The following is a 14,895-nucleotide window of genomic DNA, read 5'->3' as shown; positions in this document are numbered from 1 at the left end:
ATGTAGATTTGAAGTTTGGCGAGAGGGGGACAGATGATGGACTTAGTTGACGATGCCTGGTTTACCGTAGAAACGGTTGACAACCGCACCTACGCCATTAGTGAATACGGCCATTGGGAGAAGGTCCACTCTTTTTTGCTGATCGGTGAAGACAAAACCGTCCTTATAGATACAGGGCTAGGCATAGACAATATTAAAAGAATTGCGGATAAGCTGACCCGCTTGCCGATCGTTGTCATCACGACGCATGTCCATTGGGATCCAGCCATGGCGAATTCGATTGCATTTTGGTACACGAAGCCGAACGCGACTGGCGGGTCCACGGCATTCCGGGGTTGCCGATCGAGGTCACCCGTAAAGATGTGAGGCGCGATATCAGCCGCCCTGCTCCAAGGCGTTTCTAACCCCCAACCCGTTCAGCTTTCCAGCGCGGGTGGTCCTTGACCAGGGCCCCAGGCGAGTGAAACGCTGCTGAACATCAAAGCAGGAGTCCGCCGATAAGTCGCGGGGATTTTTTCATTACGCCGATAAAACTAACAGAAACTAGGCTGCCTGAGAAACTTCAGCGAATAACATAAGGACCTAAAGTGTCGTTATTTCGGCGATCCCCGCCCATTTGAGAGGGATAGCGGCATTATATGTCTCTATTTTCCCTCGTCGCAAGGAAATACCCGCGTTCTGAACCGTTCAGAGGAAAATAAGTACATAAAATGCCGCTAATGGGGATAAACAGGCTAGGTTTCGGATATTAAGCGCATAAAGTGCCGCTATTTTGAAGGGCGACGATGATAGGTCAGCAGATAGGCCAGTAGGTAGTCAGTAGGTAGTCAGCAGGTAGTCAGCAGGTAGTCAGCAGGTAGTCAGCAGGTAGTCAGTAGGTAGTCAGTAGGTAGTCAGTAGGTAGTCAGTAGGTAGTCAGTAGGTAGTCAGTAGGTAGTCAGTAGGTAGTCAGTAGGTAGTCAGTAGGTAGTCAGTAGGTAGTCAGTAGGTAGTCAGCAGGTAGTCAGCAGGTAGTCAGCAGGTAGTCAGCAGGTTTGTCAGGCAGGTTCGTCGTTCCAGCAGCCGGCTGTCAAGCGCCGATTTCTAGGTTGAGCCCGGTTTTAGGGGCAAAAACTCCCCCAAACGTTTGTCCTCCCACCCCTCATTGGAAAAATCCAATAGATTGGTGGATAGCGAACGTCATTTTGAGCTCTCATTGGAAAAATCCAATAGAATTCGCTCAACCGCCTCGTTTTTCGCCCTACCCAGCCTATTCTATTGGAAAATTCCAATCAAGCCGTTGCATTCACCAACACGTTTACATTCTATTGGATATTTCCAATCAGAACATTGTGCCAGGTCGCAGCGACCTGCCTCCCGGCTAGATTAGAGCTGGAATATCGGCTTATAATCCGCTTAGATTTTGCTCAACTCCTCCAAAAAGGCCGGTCTTCCACTATACAATGTCATTAGTTCATCGACCATTTGTTGTTGATGGGTTTCGCCCGCTATCTTTTTGTATCTCGTAAGAATGCCGCATACGTTCCGGTAATGTTTTCGTGTGGACGAAGCTTTCGCCGCCAAGCGGATATGCTCTTGATACAACGATAGCACCTCGTCCTTAAACCGCTCCGTCAGTCTGCCGGCATAGGTTTCAATTTCGTCCGGATGCTGCCTTACATATTCCACAAGCCCGTCCAAATCGTTTTCCGCTTCAACCAGCTTAAGGTACAGCCTTTCGCCGCGCCAACCTTTTTGTTCCATCAACTCTTGCTTTAATTGACGATAAAATACTTTCTTATCTCCGCCAATCAATTGCTTCAGCAGGCTGTAATATTCAAAATGTCCATCCAGCAGCAGTTCTTTGGCTAGTTTGATCTGTTCTTCCTTAAGCGATAGTTGTGTATAGGCGTCATATCTGATTTTTTTCCATTGGAAAACGAGCCCCGATAATGCTTCGTCTTGAGCTTCTCCTTCCAAAGCCAAGTCTATGACTTTATGAAAATCCCCTGCCTCCATAAACTTACGCATATACCATTCCCGAAAAAAAGGAAACCGGAGATTTTCCGTGATAAAATGTTCGCTTTCTTCAGGTGTGCTGTATTCCTGTATGATCCCAAACAATATGCGTAACATACTTTCATTACTGTATTTCTTGTACTCGTTGTCGGCATTTTGGCGGATCAAGTGTTCGATCTGCGCTCTCAGCTTGCTCCTGAACGCTTCAACGTCGGCAAAACCGGCGCATATTTCAAGCAGTCCGTTTCGGTAATCATCCCATCTCCCGCAGAGCCCGCCATCGATCTGATCGATCAACTTATTAAATACCCGCTCTTGCCCATCCGCATCCAGATCGCGACTCTCTCCGGCAATTTCCCCGATCAGTTCCAGCGCTTCATCGGCCAAAACGCCGATGTCCCCGTCCGAATCGTCGGCATACTCAAAAGCTTCCATAGTTTCTTCCAGTAACAAAAGGGTGATATCCAAAGCCAGTGGGAGGTTATCCGTCCCCCTTGCCTTCTCTAATATTTCACTCATCTCTTGCGTAAAATCATAGGTTTCCCCATACGGAATGAAGCCGTCCCGACCCGTATATTTTCTGGCGATAGCTTGGATCAGCTTCCGGCAATTCTCCAGTTCCTGTTTGTCGTCCCCTTTGGCATATTTGACCAAAAGGGAGTTTCTTAGCATTGCATCCCCCCGGGCAACTTCCAGAATAATCGCGATCAATTCATCCTTGGAAAGCTGATTCAATACCTCTTTCAACACCGGCTGCCTTTCCGTCCCCGGTTGCTCCGTTTCGTTACGCTCCTCTTCCTCACTGCTTAACATATCCGACAGTTCATAGTAAGCCGCCACTTTGTGCTTGCAAATAGGGCCGTAAGAATAAGGGCAATCACAATGAGAATAGAGGATGTCCCCGTTCTCGCCAAGCTTGACGACGATCTCGTAATGGTCGCCTCCTTCCACCTGGCAAATATATTCCCGATCTCCTTGGTGATAGACGTCAACAACACGGTCATCGATGTAGTAGTCGTATCCCTTAGTTAAAACCGCTTCGGCTATGTCATTCTCGAAATGGTTGATATTCATCCGCAATTCCCTCGTTTTTCTTCGATAAATGGTTCTATCAATAATATAGCACACGAATTCTCACGATAGAGTCATGGAAGGAAAAAACTATCTTTTGTCGAAATTTATAGGAGATGGCTCGAAAATGCTCGAAATGAAGGGGGGTGCAATCATGGAAAAAACGATCGTACATAAGCTTGTTGACGAAGTGATGGACGAAGTGCTCTCGAGCAACCGTGAAGCCCTGGAAAGCGCAGGCGTTTCCAAGGCCAGTGTGGAATTGGCCGTCCGGTTGTCGGCGATGACGACCGTGAAAATCCTCGAAAAGCTCGAACTGATCGAAAAAGATTAAAGAGAACGCCGAACCGACCGTGGAGATCGTGGACGAGTTTTTATCCGCTCATCAGGGCAAGTCAAATCGAAATAAGCAACCTGCTCGAAGACAAAAAACCCGAACGATGCCAAATCCATCGTTCGGGTTCTCTAAAACATCTTCATCCTGGCAAAGTAATGTGAAATGCCCGCCCTGATTCAGAGGCGATGGGTTGTCTTAATTCACGCCGTACCGTTCCCATAAAGCAACAGTTCATACAGTTCGGACAGCGCGCTCACCGTCACCGTCGGAACGGCGGAAGACGCCTTCCTGTTCCGGCCAGGCTGAGATGAACGGCGCACCCAAACCGTTTTCATCCCGGCCTGCTCGGCGCCGGCAATGTCGGTGTCCAGGTTGTCGCCGACCATCACGCATTCGGCGGAGACGACTCCGTATTTGCGCATCGCCAGTTCGTAAAGCCAGGCATGAGGTTTGCCGATGCTCAAGATCGGACCGCCCGTAATCGACTCGACAGCGGCGAGGAGAGATCCCGTTTCGGGAACAATCCACTCGTCTTCCCCCGGATGCATATAATCCGGATTCGTACTGATGACGTGCGCCCCCCGGGCAACCTCGTTCACGATTTGCTCCAGCCTGCGGTAATCGAACTTGGTATCCCGGCCAATGACGACAACATCGGCGGGATCGGACTTCGCCCAATCCAACACGCGATGGCCGGCATTCTCCAACGATGCGTTTAGGCTTGCGCTCCCTGAAACCTTCACCGCCACCAGGCCATAGACATCCTTCAAGTAAGCTGCCGCCGCTTCCGTGGCGCTTATGATCAGCTCTCCTTCCAGTTGAAGCCCCATCTCCGCCAGCCTGGCGCCAATTTCTGCGGAATTCTCCCGTGAGTTGTTCGTAATAAAGCCAATCCGATAACCCTGGCCCCGCAGCAGGTCCATCAAGTCGTTGGCCCGTTCGGCCAGCTTCCGGCCGAAATAGATGCACCCGTCGAGGTCGAAAAACAAGGTGCTGATCCCGTCCATCCATCGATTCATCCCGAAGCTCCGATCTATCGTGTCTTATTTTAACTTGTTCCGCTCTGCCGTTTCTTGACCTGTCACATTCCTGTCTTCTCCGCCCCAATCCCTCCTGTATCGGCCGTCTTTTTTACGTATGCGTCCAACGTCTGCGTACCGCCCTCGCCCTCCAGCAGAATGACCTCGAATTGCGGAACGCCGCCGCGCATTTTAACGGACAAAATGTGATGGATGTCGCCCGGTCCCTCGAAGCAATGCAGTCCGCCCGTTTTGCCCATTTGAATATACTGACGCCCGCGCTTCTCGGTCACTTCCAGATAGTGCACGTGACCGGATACGACGGTGTAAGGACGTTCCGCGAGCAGCCGCTCCAGCCGTTCGAAGACCGGGTCCGGCTTCTTCCAGGCCGGCTGATGCAGGCAGACGAACGTCCAGTCGACGTCGGCGTTGTCCGCCAGCACCCGCTCGAAAAAGTCGATCTGCTCCTCGCTTAGATGCGGGTCAATGAGCGTATCCTCGGTCATCTTCCAGGCCTCTGCCGGGACGTTGTCGCCCGCCAAATCCCGCATCAGGTCCATGAACAGCGCCTGCGGATTGCGGATCAGCTCCCGGTTCGCCTGCTGCATTAACTCCAGCATCGCCTCGGGCAACGACAGCGGCGCCGTCTCCGTATTCGCGACGAGGAACAGCGTCCGATCGTAACGGAACGCATAATAATCGATCCCTTTGCGCTCGCGCCACACCCGGATCATCGCTTCCGTCCCGTAATCATGGTTGCCGACCGTCTGAAACACCGGGACGCCAAGCCCCGCCAGCAGCGGGTCGATGCGATCCCATTCCCCATGCGCTTCCGCTTCGTCCGTCCAGTACCCTTCCACCAGATCGCCGATCGAGACGATAAAGTCGGGATTCAGCCGCTTCGCTGCTTCCAGCCCTTTCTCAAACATTTCATGCACCGCTCCACCGGTCCGGTCGCTGATGAAGGCGAAGTCATAATCGCCGCCCTCCGGCACCGGCAGTTCTCCGAACCACGGGCCTTTGGTTGTGCTGAACTTCGTATCGTCGATGAGGATATCGCGTTTTTTCGTCATTTCCATAACCTCCTGTTAATTAGATTTAAGGTTGAATGAGCGCATTCGCCTGCTTGGCCGCTTCCTTCATCGCTTCCTCGGGCGTCTTCTGGCCCTGCAGCGCAGCCTGGATCTGGTCTGTAATGATCTTCTGCACGCGGGTGCCGCCCGTACCCGGGAAGTTGAACCAGGGCACCATCCCGTCGATCTGCTCGTACGTTGCTTTGTAGACAGGTTTTTCCTCCAAAAACTTCTGCATTTCGGGATCATCCAACGCGGATTGCCGCGACACCATATAGCCGGTGGATTTGGAGATTTGCACGGATCGCTGCGGATCGATCAGAAACTTCATGAAATCCCATGCCGCCTCCTGCTTAGCCGGATCCTGGGTGAAAATCATCAGGTTCGCCCCGCCGGCCGGCACGATGCGTTTGCCGCCGTATGTCGGGAACGGGGCTGTCCGCAAGTCGAATTGCGCCGTCGGCAAAATCTGGCCGAGACCGGCCGTCGTATTGGCCAGCATGGAAACATCGCCCTTCGCCATTGATTCGAAGGTCTGCAGCAACTGCAATAGCGGCATCGATTTATCCTTATTGACCATGTCGGTCACCGCCCGGACAGCGTTCACGCTCGCTTCGGAGTCCAGACCGACCGTCTGGCCGTCGGCAGACATCATGCTGCCCCCGTACGTCTCCATCAGCGCCTGATACAACCAGCCGAAGTCGATCGGCACGCTGGCGCCGTAATGGCCGTCACGGGTCAACTGCTTGGCGACCGCCGGGAACTCTTCCCAGGTCTGCGGCGGCTTGTCCGGGTCCAGCCCGGCCGCCCGGAAATGATCGGCATTGTAGTACAGGATCGGCGTACTGATGCCGTATGGCAGTCCGATCAACTGCCCCTGCTCGTTTTTGCCTAAATTCAACATGGTGGGGAAAAAGTCCGACATGTCGTATCCGTCCCGCTCGATGAACGGCTCAAGCGGCACCGCGTGCATCACGTCATTGGCAAACCGGGTGTAGAGCAGGCCGTTCGACACGATGTCCGGCAGCTTTTTGGCCGCCGCCTGCACCTGCAGCTTCTCCACAATGCCCTCGTAGCTGTTTTGCACAAATACTGCTTTGACCTTCACCTTGTTCTGCGAGCTGTTGTACTCGTTCACCAGGGAGTCGATCAGCTCGCCGCCCCAAATGTTCCAAAATTCGATCTCCACCGGCTCAGATGCTTGCAGCGACGCCGCATCCGCGGACCCGGAAGGCGCCGCCGACGGCGCGCCGCTTGAACCCGAAGTCCCGCAAGCCGCCAACGCGATGGACAGCAAGAGCAGCAGCAATCCCGTTATTGTTTTTCTCACGTCGATTCTCTCCTTTTCTTATGGCGTTTTATATGAACCAGGCGGGGTCCGGCTAACCTTTCAGACCGCTCTGGGCGAAACCGTCGACAATGTGGCGCTGGGCGGCCAAATATAAGACCAGCACCGGGACCATGGACAACGCCGCGATCGCCATCGTAGCCCCCCAGTCCATCTGCGTTTCGGTACGGAAATATTGAAACGCCAGCGGCAGCGGCATTTGATCCGGGTCGGTCAGTACGAGCAGCGGCCAGTTAAATTCGTTAAAATTGGCCATAAACGCGATCACGCCGAGCGTCCAGAGCATTGTGCCGGACATGCGGATGTACACCGTCCACAGCACCCGGACCGCGCCGCCCCCGTCAATCGCGGCCGCCTCCGCCAGTTCCTTCGGGATCGCCAGGAACGACTGCCGCAGCAGGAAAATCGCGAAGCCGCTGGCCAGATGCGGGACGATGACGCCGGCCAGCGTGTTCAGCGCGTTCATCTGATTCACGATCAGATACGTGGGCACTAGCGTCACTTGCATTGGAATCATCATCGTCATCAGCACGAACAAAAACAGGACGTCCCGGCCCGGGAACCGGTAATAAGCGAAGGCGAACGCCGCGCACACGCCGACGAGCATTTGGCCAAGCGTCTGCAGCACGCCAATGCGCAAGCTATTGACCAACCACCGGAAAAAGGGCACCTCGGTCAACGATTTCACATAATTTTCCGGGTGCAGCGGCCCTGTCCAGACAAGATGTCCGGAGAAGACATATTCCTCCGACCTCAGCGAAATTGACACCATCCAGACGATCGGCACTAACGTCAGCAGCGCCAATCCGATCAGCAGGACATGCTTGCCTATCTCCTCCATCCGCTTCCAAAAGCGCTCCATTTCGGCTACCTCCTTTTGATCCATTGGTTACGAATAATGAACTGTACTCCGGGACAAACGGAGTTGAACGACCGTGATGAGCAGGACGAAGGCAAACAGGATGACCGAGATCGCCGCCGCCTTGCCGATGCTGAAAAACTGGAACGCCTCCTGGTACAACTGGTACACCAGCACGTTTGACGAATTGTTCGGGCCGCCGCCCGTCATAATTTTGATCAGCGCAAAATTTTGGAACGAAGAGATGATGCCCATAATGACGATAAACAGCGTGATCGGCGACAGCAGCGGCAGCGTAATATGAACCAGCCGGCGCAGCCGACCCGCCCCGTCGATCGAAGCGGCCTCGTACAGGCCTTTGTCGATCGCCTTCAGTCCCGACACATACAGCAGCATCTCGTAGCCGAAGCCTTTCCAGATGCCGACGATCGCCACCGCCCACAGGGAGGAGGAAGCGTCCGACAGCCAGTTCGGTCCGTCGATGCCGAAGAGCATGAGCAAGGCGTTGACAATGCCGCGCTGATCGTCGTACATCAAGCTCCAGACAATCGCGACGACGGCGATCGGGGAGACAACCGGCAAGTAGAAAAGGAACCGGTACACCACCCGCCCCCGCAGCAGACTCTCCATCAGCAGAGCCAGCCCGAGACCGAGACCGATCGAGACCGGCATCGTCATGAGCAGGTACAGCAGCGTGTTGCGCATGGACATCCAGAATACTTCGTCGTGCAGCAGCCCGGTATAGTTCGCCAAGCCGACGAATGAGCGGTCCGGGCTGATCATGTCCCATTGCTGAAAGCTGAGCAGGAACGTGAACAAGAACGGGTAGACAAAGAAGATCGCGTACAGCAGCATAGCAGGTACCAGAAAAAGCAGGGGCAATAACAGCATTTTTCGGCGATAACCGATCATGGGCTTCCTCAAAAACGGACTCCTCCTTTTTATGCAAAAATGAGAAAAAGCTCGTCCCAACAATACATAGAGGCCAATAAGCCTGTATGATTGTTGTTCAGAGCTTTCTCTTAGACATCACTCTAAACAAGAACCGCAAGGATTCGGATTGATTGCAGATGGACCGTCAGCTGCTGCTGCCGACATGTCTTTATTTTAATCTCGATTGTTTATCGCCGTATTATCGGATTGTCAATCGAGTGTTAAAATACGAACTCAGTCGCTCAGTTGCGCAAAGGTCAGGTTCCACAACGATTTGTCGCTGACCGATAAAGACGTGGCTCCCGCTACCAGCGCGGCGGACGCCTCGGCTTCCGTCCGGATCAAACCACTGGCGACAAGCGGAGTCGATTCCAGATCCGCCGCGAACGTCCGAATGATTTTGTCGATCACGCCGGGCATCAGCTCGACGCCGTCCGGTTCCAACTGGCGGCATAACTTCAACCCGTTCTCCAGCGCGCCCGAATCGATGACGAACAGATGCAGGATGGCGTACAGGCCGCAGCGCTTCGCTTCCTTGATCAGATGCGCTTTCGGCGTAACGATGCCGTCGGCTCCCGCGTATTCGGCAATCCATTCGACACTCTCCCGATCGGTGCTGGACAAGCCGCGAATCAGATCGATGTGGACGAACGCCCCTTTGCCGGCCTGCTTCGTCAGCCGGACGCTGTCGACGATCTCTTTTACGGTTCCCCCCATGAAAAAAAGGTTATCCACAGCGCTGTCCAACGCGGCGTTCAAATCCTCCATCCGGCGGACGGCGGCGATAATCGGATGGCCCCCAATTTTGTGCAACAGCCGCATCATTTTTTTCGCTCCTGTGTTCATGTTGATACTTTTATTATCGGCGCGGATTGTTCGTGGAACACTTGCCTTGGATTAAGGGAATGTAAATGTTCGAAGAAAGACCTTGCTTAAAAATCCACTTCAATCCCTAAACCATACTCATCCGACAAGGTTATATAAGGTCCGTCGCAGGTGAAGCCGCCCCGGATCTTTTCGTTTTCTTTAAAATACATAAAACTGTCCAAGTCTCCATAGACGAAGTTCGGTCTGGATGCCACCAAAGCCGCGCCTGCCGCAATCCCGATCCGGCTCTCCATCATACAGCCAAGCATACACTCTATTCCGCTTGCTTCCGCGATGGAATTGATTTGCAACGCTCGATAAAGGCCGCCGCATTTCATCAATTTAATATTGATGAGGTCCACCGCCTCTTTCTTCACCAGTTTGATCGCATCCTGCGGAGAAAAACAGCTTTCATCGGCCATGATTTTCAGAGGCGATTTCGCGCGGACATAACGAAGCCCGTCGATGTCCCAATGGGGAAGCGGCTGTTCTACCGCCTCCACGCCGTATTCGGCATAGCGGTGAATGACGCGAAGCGCATCGCCGGCGGACCAGCCTTGATTGGCGTCCACTTTCAACCGGATGGCCCCGCCGACCGCTTCCCTGATCCGCCGGATCGCTTCAATATCGTCGTCCGGATTCAGGCCTGCCTTAACCTTGATCTGGCGGAATCCTTGTTCCGCCAACTGGACAGCTTCCTTGGCCATGTCTTCCGGAGCGCCGATGCCGATCGTCCTGTCCGTCTCCATTTGCTTGGCCATTCCGCCAAGCAGGCGATACAACGGCAGCTTCGCATATTGGCCCATAATATCGTAAAGGGCGATATCGATGGCCGCCTTGGCGGCGGCATTATGAACCAGCGTTTTGTCCAGCAAATGGTGAATGGAATCAATGCTGAACGGGTCCAGTCCGATTAAGGCCCGTTTCAAAAGGAGCACCGCGCTTACGATCATGTCGGCCGATTCGCCGGTCACAAACGTGGCGCCGCTTCCTTCTCCGTATCCGACAAGACCTTCATCCGTTTCAATCTTGACGATGACGGTTTCGCTATGACTAATGGAGCCCAGGGCAATCACGACCGGCTGCCGCAATTCCAGCCTTACCTTTTTCGCCGTAATTTCTTTGATTTTCATCGAGTTATGCGCCCTCCTCCCTGTTCATTTATTTTGCCAATGGGGATGCATGTTTCCGAGCACGGCAAAAACCTTGGCCTCTTTTGTACCGGGGTTATACACTAGATGGGGCACATTTTTCTTCATATAAAGGCTGTCCCCTTCCTCCAGGCGGTAGGTCCGTTTATCCGTCCGGTATTCGATGCACCCTTCGAGCACATAACAAAATTCCACGAAATCATGAGTCACCATTTCATCATAGTCCGTCTTACCCGCTTCAATCTTCACCAGCAGGAACGACATATCCGGCTTCTCGCCATTTTTCAACCGGACCGGCGACAGCAGCCGATATTTGGCATGCGCCTGGGGAAAGGTCAGCTCCGCCGCCTGTTCCCCCGCCGCGATAAAAACATCCGCCGGCACTTCATATTCCAATAGAAACAGCAGCTCGACATTCAGCGTTCTGGCGAGTTTTCTAAGGACGGACAGGGAGGGTTCCGCCAGATTGCGTTCGATTTGCGAAATATAAGCGGGCGTGACGCCGGCCAAACCGGCCAAAGCCGTGGTAGACAGCCCCTGCTCCCGCCTTAAGTCCCTGACTTTTTCACCCTTCAGCTTAAAAGAAACTTCCTTGCTGCTAATGGCGCTAACCTCCTATCGTGGATTTGACAATCCATAGAATGGTCGCCGGCTCTTCGTTCGGATTAAAAAGATAATGTCCTGTTCTCCTGGGAATAAAAATGCTGCCGCCTGTTTCGATCCGCACGCTGTCATTTCCGTATCGATACTCAAGCTGCCCTTCCAGGACATAAATGCCTTCGTCCGTGTCCATCGATAAATCCTCGGTGGAGATCCGTTCATGGGGAGGAATCTCCAAACGGAGCACCTCGATTTCCGGAGGCTGGGCGCTTCTCCAGGCCATCGGCGTCAACACTTCGCACTCCCCGGGCAGGTTCAGGAATTTGATCGTTGCCCGCTCGTTTTTGCGAAGCACGATCACCTCTTCATCGGGCTCTTCGGCAAACAACAGAGTGGCCGGGATGTCCAGCTCCTCGGAAAGCCCCCTTAGCACCGGCAGCGAGGGCTCTTGACGGTTATTTTCCAGGTTGGACAGATAACCCGTGGTGACTCCAATCCGCTTCGCCAATTCCGCTAGGGTGAGATTTTTCTGTTTTCTCGCTTCTCGCAGTATATCTCCCAACATACTAATGAGTCCTTTTTGTTTTATTTTCTTGTGAACAGGATCGGTTCCACTGTAAGTTCAAACGGGATGCTTAACGAGGTGATCCGGCCGTCCACGCCCGTAGCGAATGAAACGGGATGCGGGCCGCCGAGCAGTTCGAACGTAAAAATATCGTAATGCAGGTGTTTCACATCCATGGAATTGTTATGAAATTGCATATGCAGCGCGCCGTCCTTCACCGTGATGCATATATCGCCGTAGCCAGGGTTCGTATACTCTCCCGCGTATTCTTCCAAGTCGTGGCTGTAAGGTTTGCCTTCGATTTTCGTATCGTAAATCGCGTGAAGTTGTCCCTTCATCGCGGCCAACAAGGTATTCATGCCATCCTGATATGCCGTGAACCAGTCCTTCTCGCCCGCGTGTCCAAGATACCGGTCATATATTTCCATGGATAACGCCGTCGTAAACAAATTGCTGTTCGCATTGGTGAGGATGGCGCAGCCGATGCGGTCATCCGGCATAAAGGAAATTAAGGCGGAGCCCCCATTTACATTTCCCCCGTGATCCACCACTTTGCGCCCCCGGAACAAATCGACCGTCCACCCCAGCGCATAACCGACCGTGACGCGCTCCGGAAATTCGAACGGCAGGATCTGATACGGGATGTTCGGTTTGTGAAGCTCTTTAAACAGCGCCGCATCGATTAATGGCTGCTCTCCCGCTTTGCCGCCGTTCAGGTTAAAAGCCACCCATTTGGCCAAATCATCGATTGTTGTATTGATGGAACCTGCCGGCCCCATCGCATCGATCACTAATGGCACGGTTTCCTTGTTGACGCCATGTTCATCCGGCGTATACAATCTGGCGTATTTGCTGCTCGGATCCGGATACGGAATACGGAAGCTGTATTCCTTAATGCCCAAAGGCGAGAAAATTCGCTCCTCAACGAATTCCTCCCAGGTCATGCCGCTGATTTTCTCGATTAAGTATCCAATGGCCGCATACATATGATTTTGGTACTGAAAGCCGCTTCTGAACGGGATATTGTTCTTCAAATGACGGATACGGTTAACCGCCAAGTCTTGACGGTTTAAATCATCCCAATTGAACCACATGAGTTCATGTCTCGGCACTCCGGTCCTGTGACACAGCAGATCCCGCGTAGTGGCCTGTATGGAGGCTAACGGATCGGACAGTTTGAATTCCGGCATATACGTCCGGATCGGCGCATCCAGCTTCAGCTTCCCTTCATGGGCCAGAATCGCAGCGGCTGTCGCCGTAAACGACTTGCTGGAAGAGCCGATCGGCAACAAGTGTTCCTTGGTCATCGGAATGTTCTCATCCAGGTTCGCGTACCCGAAAGCCTCGGAATAAATGACCTCCCCATCCTTGATGATGGCCACCTGGGCACCGGGCACGTTCAGGTCGGACATCGCTTTTTCGATGGTCTCATGAAGACCGTTTAAGATTGGATCGCTCATGTGATACCTCCTATCGATTAAGAAGATTCGGTGGGTTACCGCAGTTAACGCCTCATTTTCGAAACCCCTCTAGTCGTGCTTAGAAGTTATGACTATTATTTTAAATGAATCATTTTAATTGTAAATATAAATGTTCGACTTTTTATTTTTATATTTATAATTCAGCTTTTGCAGAACGTGAACCAGGGGAGTAGTACCGAAGAACTGGCGGGTGGCGGGCGTAACAGGGAACAGGTGAGCGGGCGTACGGGGCGGCATCCAGGGGGACTAGGTGCGAAAGCGTAGAAGAGCGCTAGGCGCGATTCTAACGGTTGTGAGCGACGCTATTTGAGCTAAAACGGGGGTTTGCAAAATGTAACGGTTGCCAGCGAGCCTATTCCCCATTTTTCGGCGGTAAAAGGGCTGTTTTCACCCAAATAAGCGCATATACAACCCTTAGAAAAGAAACCTCCCGATTTTCGGCCGAATAAGCGCGATGACAACCGTTAGCGTAGAAAATATTTCGGATGGATCGATCATTCGAGGCTAACCCGTCAGTCAAGCATCGATTTTTAGGCAGACTCGTAGTTCTTCTTTTTAAATTTATACGAAAATGTAATTCCTTATTTTTACGTAAAAGGGCTCAGCTGTCCAGAAATTCTCTTCAGAATTTTTGGACAGTAGGTGAGCTGGTTCTCCTTCATGTGTACAAAATTAACCTATGGGCTCGCTCTAACTTACCCGGTTATTGAGTCTTTTTTCTTTCTTGGGAAAGTAATCCTATTCTAGTTTCTCGTAAGGGAACGACAGATACAATCTGGCGTCGGCTTTACACGGGAGGCTTTCAATCCACGCTCCCGTATAGGGAGCGACCACGAATGCGGCCGCAAATAACAGCGCGCGCTGGACTTTCAATCCACGCTCCCGTATAGGGAGCGACGTTTATCCAGGATAACTCACTGTCCAACTCCGACACCTTTCAATCCACGCTCCCATATAGGGAGCGACTTGAAGCCGGTGAGGTTTGCGAGGGATGCCATATACTTTCAATCCACGCTCCCGTATAGGGAGCGACCATCGTAGCTCTTCACGTGGCCGAGGCCGAGAAGCCTTTCAATCCACGCTCCCGTATAGGGAGCGACCGTATTCAAGGATGGACACGCATGAGGGAGTTCATCTTTCAATCCACGCTCCCGTATAGGGAGCGACGATATGCATTAATGAGCCGTCCGCAGCCGATAGCTTTCAATCCACGCTCCCGTATAGGGAGCGACGAGTTCTATTTTGCAACGGCAGACGGTCGTATCATGCCTTTCAATCCACGCTCCCGTATAGGGAGCGACCGCCCTAGTTAATCAAGTACGTGGCGTAACTGTGGCCTTTCAATCCACGCTCCCGTATAGGGAGCGACCCTGATATATAAGACGATCTTTGACCCAACCGTGCTTTCAATCCACGCTCCCGTATAGGGAGCGACCCTAGCACCAAAGAGCGCGGGGAGTTTCCAAGGCTTTCAATCCACGCTCCCGTATAGGGAGCGACTAATGGAAAGAAAATCGCCCTGGCGCTTTTAAGGCTTTCAATCCACGCTCCCGTATAGGGAGCGACAACGGGATTGTGTCGGCCTGGAATCGA

The 14,895-nt window shown here is 52.8% G+C and carries 12 protein-coding genes, 1 pseudogene and 1 CRISPR repeat array (1 of these 14 running past the window's edge); of the genes and pseudogenes, 2 read left to right on the top strand and 11 right to left on the bottom strand.

Annotated elements, in window-relative coordinates; translation table 11 throughout:
- Nucleotides 1-36: 36 nt before the first annotated feature.
- Nucleotides 37-401, top strand: a pseudogene (locus NYE69_RS07415) (MBL fold metallo-hydrolase); the annotation flags it as partial.
- 994 nt (nt 402-1,395) lie between these two features.
- Here NYE69_RS07415 and NYE69_RS07410 read toward each other — a convergent pair.
- Complete coding sequence (locus NYE69_RS07410; protein ID WP_340925548.1) at nt 1,396-3,072, bottom strand: SWIM zinc finger family protein; 1,677 nt, start codon at nt 3,070-3,072, stop codon at nt 1,396-1,398.
- Between the two features lie 151 nt (nt 3,073-3,223).
- Between NYE69_RS07410 and NYE69_RS07405 the strand changes: the two genes are divergently transcribed.
- The gene (locus NYE69_RS07405) at nt 3,224-3,403 is read left to right on the top strand and encodes a hypothetical protein (RefSeq protein ID WP_340925546.1); all 180 of its coding nucleotides are present in this window, start codon (nt 3,224-3,226) and stop codon (nt 3,401-3,403) included.
- Between the two features lie 203 nt (nt 3,404-3,606).
- On the opposite strand, the gene NYE69_RS07400 is transcribed toward NYE69_RS07405, so the two are convergent.
- From NYE69_RS07400 to NYE69_RS07355, 10 genes are all read right to left on the bottom strand, one after another.
- Entirely contained in the window at nt 3,607-4,425 is an 819-nt protein-coding gene (locus NYE69_RS07400; RefSeq protein WP_340925544.1) for an HAD-IIA family hydrolase, read from the bottom strand.
- Between the two features lie 62 nt (nt 4,426-4,487).
- Nucleotides 4,488-5,498 carry a metallophosphoesterase family protein gene (locus NYE69_RS07395; RefSeq protein ID WP_340925542.1) on the bottom strand — a complete coding sequence of 337 codons (1,011 nt, stop codon included), beginning with the start codon at nt 5,496-5,498 and terminating at the stop codon, nt 4,488-4,490.
- A 25-nt stretch (nt 5,499-5,523) separates the two neighbouring features.
- Nucleotides 5,524-6,828, bottom strand: coding sequence for an ABC transporter substrate-binding protein (locus NYE69_RS07390; RefSeq protein WP_340925540.1), 1,305 nt, complete (start codon nt 6,826-6,828; stop codon nt 5,524-5,526).
- Nucleotides 6,829-6,880: 52 nt separating this feature from the next.
- Nucleotides 6,881-7,708, bottom strand: a complete 828-nt coding sequence (locus NYE69_RS07385; protein WP_340925538.1) for a carbohydrate ABC transporter permease — start codon at nt 7,706-7,708, stop codon at nt 6,881-6,883.
- 27 nt (nt 7,709-7,735) lie between these two features.
- Nucleotides 7,736-8,629, bottom strand: coding sequence for a carbohydrate ABC transporter permease (locus NYE69_RS07380; RefSeq protein ID WP_340925536.1), 894 nt, complete (start codon nt 8,627-8,629; stop codon nt 7,736-7,738).
- 243 nt (nt 8,630-8,872) lie between these two features.
- Entirely contained in the window at nt 8,873-9,463 is a 591-nt protein-coding gene (locus tag NYE69_RS07375) for a glycerol-3-phosphate responsive antiterminator (RefSeq protein ID WP_340925534.1), read from the bottom strand.
- A 107-nt stretch (nt 9,464-9,570) separates the two neighbouring features.
- Nucleotides 9,571-10,638, bottom strand: a complete 1,068-nt coding sequence (locus NYE69_RS07370; RefSeq protein WP_340925532.1) for a mandelate racemase/muconate lactonizing enzyme family protein — start codon at nt 10,636-10,638, stop codon at nt 9,571-9,573.
- Nucleotides 10,639-10,662: 24 nt separating this feature from the next.
- A complete protein-coding gene (locus tag NYE69_RS07365) occupies nt 10,663-11,232 on the bottom strand; it encodes a helix-turn-helix domain-containing protein (RefSeq protein ID WP_340930302.1) in 570 nt (189 codons plus the stop codon).
- A gap of 31 nt (nt 11,233-11,263) precedes the next feature.
- Nucleotides 11,264-11,821 (bottom strand): helix-turn-helix domain-containing protein, encoded by a 558-nt coding sequence (locus NYE69_RS07360; RefSeq protein WP_340925530.1) that lies wholly within the window; start codon nt 11,819-11,821, stop codon nt 11,264-11,266.
- A gap of 20 nt (nt 11,822-11,841) precedes the next feature.
- Entirely contained in the window at nt 11,842-13,281 is a 1,440-nt protein-coding gene (locus NYE69_RS07355) for a serine hydrolase (protein WP_340925528.1), read from the bottom strand.
- Nucleotides 13,282-14,101: 820 nt separating this feature from the next.
- A CRISPR array of direct repeats spans nt 14,102-14,895; the repeat unit is 32 nt; unit sequence CTTTCAATCCACGCTCCCGTATAGGGAGCGAC (it continues 38 nt past the right edge of the window).

It is taken from the genome of Paenibacillus sp. FSL R5-0527, from assembly GCF_038008055.1.
Classification (GTDB): domain Bacteria; phylum Bacillota; class Bacilli; order Paenibacillales; family Paenibacillaceae; genus Fontibacillus; species Fontibacillus macerans.
The sequence above is the reverse complement of the archived record's forward strand: the minus strand, read 5'-3'. Positions and strand labels throughout refer to the sequence as shown.